The sequence below is a fragment of the Dactylosporangium sp. CA-092794 genome (assembly GCF_050948465.1).
In the GTDB taxonomy this organism is placed as follows: domain Bacteria; phylum Actinomycetota; class Actinomycetes; order Mycobacteriales; family Micromonosporaceae; genus Dactylosporangium.
This window is the reverse complement of record NZ_CP192044.1, coordinates 7,715,877-7,728,366: the sequence shown is the minus strand read 5'-3', so window position 1 is coordinate 7,728,366 and position 12,490 is coordinate 7,715,877. Positions and strand designations below refer to the sequence as shown.

Annotated in this window: 10 protein-coding genes and 1 pseudogene; 7 read left to right on the top strand and 4 right to left on the bottom strand. The window is 71.3% G+C overall.

Features of this window, described 5'->3' with window-relative positions; translation table 11 throughout:
* Positions 1-56: 56 nt before the first annotated feature.
* Positions 57-1,283 (top strand): EAL and HDOD domain-containing protein, encoded by a 1,227-nt coding sequence (locus tag ACQPXD_RS32920; RefSeq protein WP_432825229.1) that lies wholly within the window; start codon positions 57-59, stop codon positions 1,281-1,283.
* A gap of 6 nt (positions 1,284-1,289) precedes the next feature.
* Here ACQPXD_RS32920 and ACQPXD_RS32915 read toward each other — a convergent pair whose 3' ends face one another.
* Both ACQPXD_RS32915 and ACQPXD_RS32910 read right to left on the bottom strand, forming a co-directional pair.
* On the bottom strand, positions 1,290-1,493 hold the full coding sequence (locus tag ACQPXD_RS32915) for a hypothetical protein (RefSeq protein WP_432825228.1): 204 nt from the start codon (positions 1,491-1,493) through the stop codon (positions 1,290-1,292).
* Between the two features lie 22 nt (positions 1,494-1,515).
* On the bottom strand, positions 1,516-2,955 hold the full coding sequence (locus ACQPXD_RS32910; RefSeq protein ID WP_432825227.1) for an MFS transporter: 1,440 nt from the start codon (positions 2,953-2,955) through the stop codon (positions 1,516-1,518).
* Positions 2,956-3,092: 137 nt separating this feature from the next.
* Here ACQPXD_RS32910 and ACQPXD_RS32905 point away from each other — a divergent pair.
* Positions 3,093-3,959 (top strand): annotated as a pseudogene (locus tag ACQPXD_RS32905) (phosphatase PAP2 family protein); the annotation flags it as partial.
* A gap of 1,389 nt (positions 3,960-5,348) precedes the next feature.
* Here the strand turns inward: ACQPXD_RS32905 and ACQPXD_RS32900 are convergent.
* Positions 5,349-6,392, bottom strand: a complete 1,044-nt coding sequence (locus tag ACQPXD_RS32900) for a quinone oxidoreductase family protein (protein WP_432825226.1) — start codon at positions 6,390-6,392, stop codon at positions 5,349-5,351.
* Between ACQPXD_RS32900 and ACQPXD_RS32895 the strand changes: the two genes are divergently transcribed.
* The 4 genes from ACQPXD_RS32895 (at position 6,381) to ACQPXD_RS32880 (ending at position 8,318) form a co-directional block, all read left to right on the top strand.
* Positions 6,381-6,962, top strand: coding sequence for a TetR/AcrR family transcriptional regulator (locus ACQPXD_RS32895; protein ID WP_432825225.1), 582 nt, complete (start codon positions 6,381-6,383; stop codon positions 6,960-6,962). The genes ACQPXD_RS32900 and ACQPXD_RS32895 overlap by 12 nt on opposite strands.
* Before the next feature lie 190 nt (positions 6,963-7,152).
* Positions 7,153-7,368, top strand: a complete 216-nt coding sequence (locus ACQPXD_RS32890; RefSeq protein WP_432825224.1) for a hypothetical protein — start codon at positions 7,153-7,155, stop codon at positions 7,366-7,368.
* Positions 7,369-7,480: 112 nt separating this feature from the next.
* Positions 7,481-7,834 carry a DUF1304 domain-containing protein gene (locus tag ACQPXD_RS32885; protein ID WP_432825223.1) on the top strand — a complete coding sequence of 118 codons (354 nt, stop codon included), beginning with the start codon at positions 7,481-7,483 and terminating at the stop codon, positions 7,832-7,834.
* Between the two features lie 289 nt (positions 7,835-8,123).
* The gene (locus tag ACQPXD_RS32880; protein WP_432825222.1) at positions 8,124-8,318 is read left to right on the top strand and encodes a hypothetical protein; all 195 of its coding nucleotides are present in this window, start codon (positions 8,124-8,126) and stop codon (positions 8,316-8,318) included.
* A gap of 79 nt (positions 8,319-8,397) precedes the next feature.
* Here ACQPXD_RS32880 and ACQPXD_RS32875 read toward each other — a convergent pair whose 3' ends face one another.
* Positions 8,398-9,471, bottom strand: coding sequence for a hypothetical protein (locus tag ACQPXD_RS32875; protein WP_432825221.1), 1,074 nt, complete (start codon positions 9,469-9,471; stop codon positions 8,398-8,400).
* 233 nt (positions 9,472-9,704) lie between these two features.
* Here ACQPXD_RS32875 and ACQPXD_RS32870 point away from each other — a divergent pair, with 233 nt between their 5' ends.
* Positions 9,705-12,464, top strand: coding sequence for a cellulose binding domain-containing protein (locus ACQPXD_RS32870; RefSeq protein WP_432825220.1), 2,760 nt, complete (start codon positions 9,705-9,707; stop codon positions 12,462-12,464).
* Positions 12,465-12,490: the final 26 nt, after the last annotated feature.

The window sequence follows — 12,490 nt, the reverse complement described above, 5'->3', positions numbered from 1 at the left end:
GACCCCGCCCCCGCGGAAATCCGCAGATCGCGGCCGGTGGAGACGATGTGTGCGGTATGTTTCCCGCTTCCGGCGCAGTCCATGTCGGCCGCCAGCCGATCTTCGCCGCGGACGGCGCCGTCCACGGCTACGAGCTGCTCTTCCGCGGCGACGCCGAGGCGGTCGAGGCCGACGAGCGCGGCGCCTACGCCACCAGCCGGGTGATCATCACCGCGTTCACCGAGATCGGCATCGAGCCGCTGTGCGGGCGCGGGCTGTGCTTCGTGAACCTGACCCGGGAGTTCCTGGTCGGCGACCTGCCGCTGCCCTTCGACGCCGAGCAGGTGGTCCTCGAGGTCCTGGAGACCGTGCGGATCGACGACGCCGTGGTGTCCGCCGTGGCGGGTCTGGTCCGGCAGGGGTACCGCATCGCGCTCGACGACTACGTCTTCGGCCTCGGCCACGAACCCCTGCTCGAACTGGCCACCTACGTGAAGATCGACGTGCTGGAGACCCCGCCGGACGAACTCGCCGCGACGGTCGCCCGCTGCCGGCGGTACCCCGGCATCAACCTGATCGCCGAACGGCTGGAGACGCCCGAGCAGCTCGAGCGGGCCCGGGCCCTGGGCTTCGACTACTTCCAGGGCTACGTGCTGGGCCGCCCGCAGGTGGTCAGCGCCGCCGCGCTGTCACCGTCCCGGCTGGCCCGGGTGGAGCTGCTCAGCCTGCTGGTCGGCCCCGGCATTCCGCTCGCCCGGGTGGTCGCCCTGGTCACCAGCGACCCGGCGCTCAGCCTGCGGCTCATGGCGGCCGCCAACGCCGACTCGCTCGGCCTGCCGGTCCGGGTCGCCTCCGTGCACGAGGCCGTGCTACTGCTCGGCGTCGACCGGCTGCGCGACTGGGCCATCCTCATGCTGGTCAGCGATCTGGACGACCCGGGAACCCAGCAGCTGTCCGGGGCCATCACCCGGGCCCGGATGTGCCAGAACATCGCCGGCCGGATGGGCCTGCCGCCCGAGGCCGCGTTCACCGTCGGCCTCGTCTCCGCGGTCGCCGAGCTGCTCGGCCAGGCCGCCGCCGAGCTCGCCGTGCGGCTGTCGCTGACCGGCGAGGTCACCGACGCGCTCGTCCGCGGGGCCGGGCCACTGGGGGAGCTGCTGTCGCTCGTGGCCGCATACGAGGCCTCCGACCTGCCGATGCTGCTCGCCGCGCCGCTGCCGGTGCAGGACGCGGCCCGCGCCTACCTCGACGCCGTCGCCTACACCGGCCAGATCATCGCGCCCCGGGCCGGTCCCGCCGGCTGACGCCCGTCAGCGGCGGCGCAGGTCGCCCCGGCTGACGCCCAGGTACACCCGGTGGTCGCGGTGGTCGATACGCTCCACGCTGTTCACGTCCACCTGCAGCAGCGCGCCGTCGGCGTCCGCCACCAGGACCTGCCGTCCGTCGTACGTCCGCCGGTCGATCGCGCCGACCTCGCCGTCGGTCGCTTCCACCAGGTAGCCAACGAGCCCCATGCGCACGCCCCCTTTGTTGCGGTCAACGCTGTATGTACCCAGCGGGGTGCGTTTTCTCCCGTGTACCGCCGAAATACCCCCAGATCATGACAGACGCCCCGACGACGCCGAGCGCGATCGTCCCGATCGCGCATCCGAGCAGCGTGGGCCGCGCGCCGAACGCGGTCACGAGCGGCCCGCCGATCGCGGTACCGAGCGGTACCGCGATCACCGTCATCGATCCGAAGGTCGCCAGCACCCGCGGGAGCCGCCCGGCCGGCGTGGTCCGCTGGAACAATGCCATGACCGTCGGCAGGTACGGCGCCCAGCACAGCCCGCCGACCGCGAACGCCGGCAGCGCCACCGCCGCGGGCGCCCCGAGCCCGAGCGGCAGCAGGGCCGCGCCGAACGCGATCACGATGCCGACGACGGTCGGCCACAGCGGGAGCCGCCGCAGGTACCCGGTGGCGATCCCGCCCGCGACCGCCCCCACCCCGAACGCGGTGAGGTACAACCCGAGCACGGTGGCCGAGGCGTGCAGCTCGTCGGCGACGTAGATCGGCAGGGCGACGTAGAACGGCCCGAACAGCAGGAAGAACACCACCGACAGCCCGATGAGCGCCCGCCGCGTCGCTGCCGCTTCGGCTTGGGCTTCGCTCGTCGCCTCCGCCTCGTCTTGCGTCTGTGCCACCGCGTCGGCCTCGGCGGCCGCGGTGCTGACTGCGTTTGCCGCGGCGCTGTCCGCGTCGGCCGTCGTGCTCTCCGCGTCGGCTGTCGTGCCGGCTGGGCTGGCCGTCGTGCTGGCTGGGCCGGCCGTCGTGCTGGCTGGGCCGGCTTGGCTGGTCGTGGTCCTGGCTGCGGTGGCTTTTGTTCCGGAAAGTCCAGACACTCTGTGTCCGGACTTTCCGGATTTATCATTATTTAGCGGTGTCGAGGAGAGCTTGGGCATGGCTAGGCGGTATGTCGCGGCCAGGACCGCGAAACTGGCCGCATCCAGCGCGATCACCGCCGCCGCGTTCGACCAGCCGATGAGCACGCCGGCCAGCGGCGGCCCGACGATCGTGGCGAACTCGCCGATCGCGGTCATCAGGCTGTTCGCGGCCAGGTGATGCTCCTGGGGCAGTAGCTCGGCGATCAGCGTGTACCGCCCCGCGGAGCCCCACGCCGCCAGCAGGGACGACAGCGCGAGCAGCACGACGTACAAGCCGATCTGCAGGAATCCGGCCACATAGGCGACCGTGACCGCACCGAGGCACGCCGCGCGCAGGACCGCGTTCCAGCCGGCGAGCTGTGCGCCGCTGCGATCCTTGAGGTACCGGCCGAACAGCACCCCGCCGAGCGCGCTCGGCAGCGAGTACGCGGCGACCGCGGCCGCGACCCAGGCGCCGCGACTCCCGCCCGGGGCCAGCTGCAGCGCCAGCCACCCGACCGCGACGAGCGACATGCCGTCGCCCAGGGCCGAGACCGCCAGCCCCGGAAGCACGCGGCGTAGGACGGGGTGGCTCAGCACGGGACCGTACGGCGTCGAGGGCATGCGTGAAAGCCGACCTCACCCGGTACCACCGAAGCAAGAAGGATCGCTCTGAGCGCAACTGGTCGAAGTGGGCTATCTTGCCAGCCATGCGTGGGTGGCCGATCGGTCTGGCACTGTGGCTGCTGCTGGCGGCCGCTTTGGAGGCGGCGTCAGCCTTGGCGGTCTGGCGGTTTTTCGTCAACAGCGAACACGGCCAGCTGCTGGACTACGTCGCGATCACCGGCAACAGCATCGGCCGCGCCCGCGTCGAAAGCCTGGTCGACAACACCCTCAACGGCATCTCCATCGTGTCGCTCACCGCCGCGACGATCGCCATCGGCTTCATCGCCCTGGCCCGCCGCCGGGTCGCCCTGGCGGCGGGCGCGCTCCTGCTCATCGGCGGCGCCAACGCGACCACCCAGCTCCTCAAGGCGGTCCTCTTCCGCCCCGACCTGGGCGTCGACCCGGAGCGCGCCGCGGCCGGCAACAGCCTGCCCAGCGGCCACACCACGATCGCCGCCTCGGTCGCCGTCGCTCTGGTCCTGGTGGTACCCGCGAGGGCCCGCGGCCCGGTCGCCCTCATCGGCGCGGTCTTCACCTCCCTGGCCGGCGTGGCCACCTTGTCGGCCGGCTGGCACCGCCCGAGCGACGCGGTGGCCGCCCTGCTCGTCGTCGGTGCCTGGGCCGCGATCGCCGGCCTGTTCATCGTCATCGCCCAGGGCAGCCACGGCGGCGTACGCTACGGCCCCGCCAGCACCTACACCGCCACCTTCCTGGCATTGATCTCCGCCGGCTTGCTGGCCGGCGCCCTGCTCTCCCTGTACCTGACCGACGGGGTGATCGCCCGCACCGTCGACGACCTGAGCCGCCGCCGCCTCTTCGCCGCCTACGCAGGCGGCGCCCTCGGCATCGCCGGCACCGCGGGCCTGATGATCGCAACGGTCCTGGCCACCGTCCACCGCGTGGTGCCCCAGGTCGTGCCGGATGACGACGACGAACCAGCCTCCCCAGCGATCCCACCGTTCTCAGCCCCGTTGACGCCGTTCGACTACCAGCCCCGGCCCTCCTCTCCTCAGCACGGCCCGCCGCCGCGACCACCCGACGACGAAGAGCCCACCACGCAGGTCATCGTCGGCTCCTGACAGCCGCCTCCCGCGGCGGGCGCTGCGCGCCGCGGACCACAGCGCAGCGACCAGAAGTCTCCGCGATCATGCCCGACCCGCCACCGACACCAACGGTTTTTCATGATCACGGAGTGCTGATGTACCCCCGTGTACCGAAAGTCTCCGGGATCATGGCAAACCCGGTGTGCGGTCACGCGGACAGCATGATCACGGAGACATACGTCCGGCCCGGCGACGCCGATCGGAGGTTCGTCCGACGGCCGAGACATCCACAACGCGCGACCTGCCGCACCGCCCGGGGCCGGCGCCGATGACGGCCGTGCCCCACCGGCGGCTATCGACACCCAGCTGCAGTGGCCGCCATGCCGCCTAACGGGAGCTGCCAGGTCAGCCGCTGGCAGACTCGGTGCCTGGTAGCCGCGGGTGGGTGAGCACTCCCGTTGCCTGGACCGTTCTGGCAGCAATCAATACGATCAGGCGCCGGCCACCCATAGACCACGCCGGCGGACGTGACGCCCGCAGCGGGGTGATTCGCCGTCGTCGGCCCCCAACCGGGTGCTCCGCCGTCGGCCTGCAGTCGGGTGGTGCGCCGTCGACCGGCCGCCGCGTCCGGCCTGCATTCGGGTGTGCCGTCGTCGGGCCCGTAGTCGGGTGGTGCTGCGTCGACCGGCCGCTGCGCCCGGCCTCCAGCCGAGTGCTCCGCGGACCGGCCGCCGCGTCCGGCCTGCAGTCGGGTGCTGCGCGGACCGGCCGGCGTGCCCGGTCCGCGGGCGCGGGCGCAGGCGCAGCGCCGTGGCCGCGTTGGTGCCAGGCCCGCGCGGGCGGCCAGGCCACGGCCGCCACGGCGACTATGGCCTGCCCGGTCCGCGGGCGCAGGCGCAGGCGCAGCGCCGTGGCCGCGTTGGTGCCAGGCCCGCGCGGGCGGCCAGGCCACGGCCGCCACGGCGACTATGGCCTGCCCGCCAGTGCCGGTTCCGGGCCGCCGGCGGGCCGGGCCTCCGCGGGCGGAGTGCACCGGCGGCATTGGTGCCGCACGCCGTCCTCACCGGCGGGGCGCGGCAGCCGGCAAGTGCGCGGCCGTGCGCTTGCGGCGCCTGGGCCGGGTGGCAGGGGGCGGGCGGGCTCCGGTTTGGTGGGTAGGGGGGTTGGTGTTGGGTGGTCGGGCGGGTCGGCACCTGGATCGGATCTGGCGATTGCGGTCTGGCTCGGTGGAGAGCATCCGGGGTCGTTGGCGGCCGGTCATCGGCTCGGGTCCAGGACGAGCTTGCCGATGGTGCGGCGGTCGCGAAGGTGTTCGTGGGCGCGGCCCACCAACGACATGCCGTAGTCGCCGCCGTGGATGACCCGCAGGCTGCCGTTTGCTGCCAAGGAACAGAGCTCGGCGTAGGCCTTGGCGAGCAGCTCCGGGCGGGCGAGGGCGTGCTTGAGCCAGAAGCCGCTGACCGTTGTCGAGCGGCGCTGGAGATTGTGGGGCGGCACGCTCGACGGCTCGACGCCGCTGGCCATGCCGTAGAAGGCGAGACGGCCGAGCGGTGCCAGCGCGGCCAGGCTCTGGTCGGTGACGTGGCCGCCGGTCATCTCGAGCACCACGTCGATCTGCTCGCCGTCGTTGGCGGCGCACAGCTCGGCGGTCAGGTCGTCGGCGGCGGGGTCGACCGCGTTGTCGGCGCCGAGCGTGATGGCTACGGCACGCTTCTCGGGCGTGCCGGCCGCGGCGATCACCCGGCCGGCGCCGGACAGCAGGGCCAGCTGGATGGCCAGCGAGCCGACGCCGCCGGCTGCGGCGTGAACGACGACGGTCTCGCCCGGCTGGACGCGGGTCGTGTGGTTGATCAGCCACCATGCCGTCAGGCCTTGTGCGAGCAGCGCGAGCGCCTCGACGTCGTCGACCTCGTCGGGGACGTCGAACAGGTGCGCTTCCGGAACGGCCACTCGCTCTGCGTAGCCGCCGCTGGGAACCATTCCGGCCACCCGCCGGCCGTCGGGCGCGCGGCCGACCACTTCGCAGCCGGGAATCACCGGCAGCGTTGTCGGGGCGATGTAGCCGTCGTCGCGCAGGAGCGAGTCTGCGAAGTTGACCCCGCATCGTGCGACCTCCACGAGCAGTTCGCCGGGCCCGGGATCGGGGTCCGGCAGGTCATACACCTGCAAGACCTCGGGACCGCCGAACTCCCTGATCTGCACCGCTCGCATGACTGCCTCCTTGGTATCGAGTTCGTTTTGGTACTGGGTACCGTAGCGGACTGAGTTCAAGAACGCTAGACTGTTCCCGTGGCCGTTCACGAGGTGTCGCTGCGGGAGCGTAAGCAGCAAAGGGCGCGAGAAGAGATCGTCGCGGCGGCGTATGACCTGTTTGCGGAGCGCGGGTATGCCGAGGTGACCGTTGCCGACATCGCGGAGCGGGCCGAGGTGGGCCGGACGACCTTCTTCCGCTACTTCGGCGACAAGCAGGAGGTCGTGTTCGCCGGCGAGCGGGAGTGGCTCGACGGGCTGGAGCTGCCTCGCACTGAGCGCGGGGGAGCGCCGAGCTTCGGTGAGGCGCTCCGGCTCCTGCGGGCCGTTGCCGAGCGGATCTGCGCCGGGGTGACGAGCGACCCCGAGCAGTATGTCCAGCGCGAGCGGCTGCTCGCCGAGAACCCGGAATTGGAGGACCGCCACGCCCGCAAGCACCGGATGTTCGCCGAGCGGATGCGCAAGGCGCTTGCCGAGCGGGGCGCCTCGTCGGAGACCGCCGTGCTGGCGCCGCGCCTGGCGCTGGCCTGCTACTACACGGGGCGCGAGCTCGCCGAGGGGGACCCGGCGGCGCTGTGGCCACACGTCGCCGCCGCGTTTGACGCGATCAGATGGGAGTGATTTGCCCAGATGAGATCGGAGTGACGCCACGAGGTCGGAGTGGTCGGCATGCCGATGGGACTGCCCGGGTCGTCAGTCGGCCCGCGTAACCCGATCGATGGGAGACCCGGGGACGTCGAGTGGTTTGCGCGGAGGTGGAGGCGGATATCGGGTTTGTATGGCGAAGACGGATCACATCGGAGTACCGCGGGTGGACGAGGCCATCGACCTCGCCACCATCCGGGACGAAGCGGAAGAGATTGCTGTGCCGGCGTTCGACTACATCGCGCAGCCCATCGACGCGGTGGTGGACGGGCTGATCGGCCACGGGCACGAGGAAGATGTGGACACCCAGAAGACACAGGTTCCCGAGCAGTCGGAGGAGGCGCGCAGGACCAGAGCTGAAGGCGGGCAGAACCAGAGCTGAGGCGGGCAGGACCGCTAACTGAAGAGGGGCAGGAGCGGAGGCTGAAGACTGGCAGGGGCCGAATTGAACACAGGCGGGAGCTGAGGCTGACGGTGCGGGTACGCTCTCGGGCGTGAAGATCGTCGCCGATGTGCTTGTTGCGCTTGTTGCTGCTCTGCACCTCTACTTCCTGGTTCTGGAGATGTTCCTGTGGACGGCGCCGCGGACGCGGGCGGCGTTCGGTACGACGGCGGAGTTTGCTGCTGAGAGCAAGGCGCTTGCGGCGAATCAGGGGCTGTACAACGGGTTTCTGGCTGCTGGCCTCGTGTATGGGCTGGTTGCCTCGAACCTGGCCTTCGAGGTGTTCTTCCTGATCTGCGTGATCGTCGCCGGGGTGTACGGTGCGGCAACCGCCAACCGCCGGATCCTGCTGGTGCAGGCGCTGCCAGGGGCGCTTGCGTTGGTTGCGGTGCTCGTGGCGCGCTGATCCGAGAACTGGCCGGCTAACAGCGAGCCGGCTAACGACGCGACCGGCTCATGAGCGTGCCCGCCAACGAGCGAACGGGTCGGCGACGAGCGAGTCGGCTGATGTGCGAACTGGCCAACGAGCGAGCCCGCACAACGAGCGAGTCGGCTGATGAGCGAGGCCGCCAAACCACCGAGCCCGCACAACGAGCGAGGCCGCCAAACCACCGAGCCCGCACAACCACCGAGCCCGCACAACGAGCGAGCCCGCCAAACCACCGAGCCCGCACAACGAGCGAGCCGACCGACGAGTGAGCTGGCCGACGGGCGATCGGGTCGGCGACGGGCGGGGCTGGCGACGAGCGCGGTCGGCGACGAGCGAGAACCCGGACCGCAGCAGCGTCGTCATCGGGCCCGCGACGAGCGGATTGCCCCGCTGGCTCGGCAAGGAGCGGATGGTCGTCGTCGAGACTGGTGGTGGGCTGGTGCCCGCGTTCGCCGGCTGACCCGGCGGTGCGGAGGTGGGCGCGCGTTGGTGTTGTGGCTGCCTGGTAGCGGCGCTTCGTGGTTCGGCTTGGGACGGGCTCAGCCGGCGGTGGGGGTCGCGCGGAGGTCGATCGCGTTCCAGGTTGTCGGGTTGGCGGGGCGGTCTGCCCACCAGACCACGCCGGCCCGGGCGGACGTCACGCCTGTGTCGGCGGCTAGGGGCTGGATGGTGGAGGTTGTCAAGTCGTATGCGACCAGGGCGACGCGATCGCCGCTGAGCTGCGTGAAAATCTCGTAGTGGCCGGCAATTGCGGTGTCGACCGTTACGGCGGTCAGGTCGCCGGGGATGCGGCGGCGGGCGGAGCCGTCGGGGTGGCGGGCGTCGAACAGGCTGCGGCCGGCGCCCAGGACCATCGAGCGGCACCATTCCGGCGTGCAGACTACCGATTCGGCGGCGGCGCGGGAGACGGTTCGGCGTTCGCCGGTCAACGGGTTGGCCAGCTGCAGGGGGGCCTGGTCGTCGACGCTCAGCAGCCAGGGCCAGGTGGTGTGGCGGAAGCGGCCGTCGAAGGCCTTTGTGGTGACGGGGCCGCCGGTGATCGGTACGCTACGCAGCTCCGTGCGCTGGGAGTTGTCGGGGTCGGCGGCGACCCAGTTGACCCGGTTGTCGGCGATGACCAGGTCGTATTCGGAGTCGAAGAAGACCGCGGCGCCGGTGTTGGCGGTTAGGGAAGCCGGCGGGGCGGAGCCGTCCAGCGGGGCGCGCCAGAGCCGGGTCTCGTAGGGGCCGGCCTGGGTGGCGGCGGACTCGGCCCAGTACAGGGTGCCGGCGGACGCCGTGAAGCCCAGGAACTGTGCGTAGCGGTCTTGCGGGAAGCGGCGGAGTTCGCGGTCGCCGGTGGAGGAGCGCAGGATCAGGCGGTCGGCTGAGCCGTCGGGCGTGGGGGCGGTGCCGACAGCGGTGGTCGCGTCGACGTAGAAGAGGGGGGTGTACTCGGCGCCGTCGGTGAGCTTGGCCGGCATGCTGTGCGGGGTGGGGAGCTTGGCGGCGGGGGCGGCCGTGGCGGTCGGGGAGCCGGGTGGGGTCCGGGGCGTTGCCGGGCGGGCGGCCAGGAGCCAGCCGCCGACGGCGAGCGCAACGGCCAACGCGATCAACGGGCGGGCCCTCTTCATCCGGGCCAACCTACCGGGTCGTGGGCAAGGCCGGGCGAGAAACCCCGCGAGGCCAAGCTGCCGAGTCGTGCCAAGCTGCGGGGTCGTGGGCAACGCGGCGCGCGGTTAGCCGCGGTGCGGGAGACGAAAGCGGGATGGAGCGTGCGTGAGAGTTTCATGGGGTACGGGGGTTTGACCTGCCTGCGCGGGTCGGGGGTTTGACCACGAGTTGAGGGCGCTCACAACATCCGCGCATGCGAAACAGATCGGTGAGGCTCAGCGTCGGGGGCGTGCTGGTCGTGGCGGTCGCGGCCATCGGGGTTGCCGTGCAGAGCGGGGCGCGGCCGGCCGGGGCGGCGGCGGCCGACCCTTATGCGTTCAAGAATGTGCAGATTGAAGGGGGCGGATTCGTCCCGGGGATTATTTTCAACCAGGGGCAGGCCAACCTGGTGTACGCGCGCACCGACATCGGTGGGGCGTACCGGCTCGATGCGGCCACGAACCGGTGGGTGCCGCTGCTGGACTGGGTCGGGCAGGACAACTGGGGGTACAACGGGGTGGTCAGCCTCGCCACCGACGCCGTTGATCCGAACAAGGTGTACGCCGCCGTCGGGATGTACACCAACTCCTGGGATCCGAACAACGGCGCGATGCTGCGCTCCTCGGACAAGGGGGCGACCTGGCAGGCGACGCCGCTGCCGTTCAAGCTCGGCGGGAATATGCCGGGGCGCGGCATGGGCGAGCGGCTGGCCATCGATCCCAACAAGAATTCCATTTTGTACTTCGGGGCGCCCAGCGGCAACGGGCTGTGGCGGAGCACCGATTCTGGGGTCAGCTGGTCGAAGGTCACCGCTTTTCCCAACCCCGGCAACTACGTTCAGGATCCGAGCGACAGCAACGGGTACCTCACGGACAACCAAGGCGTCGTCTGGGTGACCTTCGACAAGCGCACCGGCTCGGTCGGCAGCGCCACCCAGACCATCTACGTGGGCGTCGCCGACAAGCAGAACACTGTGTACCGCAGCACCGACGGCGGCGCGACGTGGGCGCGGCTGGCGGGGCAGCCGACGGGGTACATCGCCCACAAGGGCGTGCTCGACACCAGCGGCGGCTTCCTGTACCTCGCGACCAGTGATACCGGCGGGCCGTACGACGGCGGCAAGGGCGACGTGTGGAAATACGCCACCGCGACCGGGACCTGGACGCAGATCAGCCCCATCCCGTCGAGCAGCAGCGACGACTACTTCGGCTACAGCGGGCTGACGATCGACCGGCAGCACCCGAACACGATCATGGTCGCCACGCAGGTGTCGTGGTGGCCGGACGCGATCTTCTGGCGCAGCACCGACGGCGGGGCGACGTGGACGCGGATCTGGGACTGGACGAGCTACCCCAGCCGCAGCTACTGGTACAAGATGGACATCAGCCGCTCGCCGTGGCTCACTTTCGGGACCAATCCGCAGCCCCCGGAGGTCACGCCGAAGCTGGGCTGGATGAACGAGTCGCTCGAGATCGATCCGTTCAATGCCGACCGGTTCATGTACGGCACGGGCGCCACGATCTACGGCAGCACCGACCTGACCACCTGGGACGCCGGCGGGCAGATCACGATCAAGCCGATGGCCCCGGGCCTGGAGGAGACCGCCGTCCTCGACCTGATCAGCCCCCCGGCCGGGGCGCCGCTGGTCTCGGCGCTCGGCGACATCGGCGGGTTCCGGCACACCAGCCTCGACACGGTACCGCCGGCGATGTTCACCGGGCCGGTCTTCACCTCGACCACCAGCCTCGACTACGCCGAGCTCAACCCGAGCGTGCTAGTCCGGGCGGGCAACTTCACCGACTCCGACCGGCCGAACGACAGCCACGCCGCGTTCTCCACCGACGGCGGCACGAACTGGTTCCAGGGCGGCGAACCGGGCGGGATCAACGAGGGCGGTACCATCGCGGCCGCCGCGGACGGCTCGAGGTTCCTGTGGGCGCCGAAGAACAGCCCCGTGGTGTACAGCGTCGGCTTCGGCAACAGTTGGACGCAGTCCAGCGGCATCCCGCAGAACGCGATCGTCGAGTCCGACCGCGTCGACCCGAGCACCTTCTACGGGTACTCCTCCGGCACCTTCTACGTCAGCCACAACGGCGGCGCGAGCTTCGCCGCGGCGGCCACCGGGCTGCCCTCGACCGCGAAGTTCAAGGCGGTGGCCGGCGCGACCGGCGAGATCTGGCTGGCCGGCGGCGACGGCGGGCTGCTGCGCTCGACCAACGGCGGCGCGTCGTTCGCCAAGGTCGCCACGGCGCAGGCGGCGAGCGCGGTCGGCTTCGGCAAGGCCGCGCCCGGGCGCGCCAACCCGGCCGTGTTCCTGGTCGGGCAGGTCGACGGCGTCAAGGGCGTCTTCCGCTCCGACGACGCCGGCGCCTCCTGGCTGCGGATCAACGACGACCAGCACCAGTACGGCAACATCGGCGACGCGATCACCGGCGACCCGCGCGTCTTCGGCCGGGTGTACCTGGGCACCAACGGCCGCGGCATCATCTACGGCGACCGGACCGGCCCGCAGCCGTCGTCCTCCGCGAGCGCCTCGCCGTCGGTCTCGCCGTCCCGGTCGGCCTCGCCCTCGGTGTCGCCGTCGCGCTCGACGTCACCGTCGGCCTCGTCGTCGCCGTCGCGCTCCGCGTCGCCGTCGGTCTCCGCGGGCGCGTGCGGCGTGGCCTACAGCGTCGCCGGGCAGTGGGGCGGAGCGTTCCAGGGCGCGGTGAAGATCACGAACAACTCGCCGGCCGCGGTCAACGGGTGGACGCTCACGTGGACGTACCCCAACGGCCAGACGATCAGCCAGATCTGGGGCGGCGTCGCCTTGCAGAGCGGCGCGAACGTGACCGTCACCAACGCCGACTACACGCGCACCATCGGCGCGAACGGCGGTACCGTTGAATTCGGCTTCATCGCGAGCTGGAACAACGCGACCAACGCCAAGCCGGCGGCGTTCACGCTCAACGGTACCGCCTGTTCCGTGAGCTGACGCCCCGCGGACCCGCCGGCCCCCGC

Bases quoted from the DNA above. Each gene is read 5' to 3' on its own strand.
- ACQPXD_RS32920 (WP_432825229.1), top strand. From the start codon at position 57: ATGTTTCCCGCTTCCGGCGCAGTCCATGTCGGCCGCCAGCCGATCTTC.
- ACQPXD_RS32915 (WP_432825228.1), bottom strand. From the start codon at position 1,493: ATGGGGCTCGTTGGCTACCTGGTGGAAGCGACCGACGGCGAGGTCGGC.
- ACQPXD_RS32870 (WP_432825220.1), top strand. From the start codon at position 9,705: ATGCGAAACAGATCGGTGAGGCTCAGCGTCGGGGGCGTGCTGGTCGTG.
- ACQPXD_RS32875 (WP_432825221.1), bottom strand. From the start codon at position 9,471: ATGAAGAGGGCCCGCCCGTTGATCGCGTTGGCCGTTGCGCTCGCCGTC.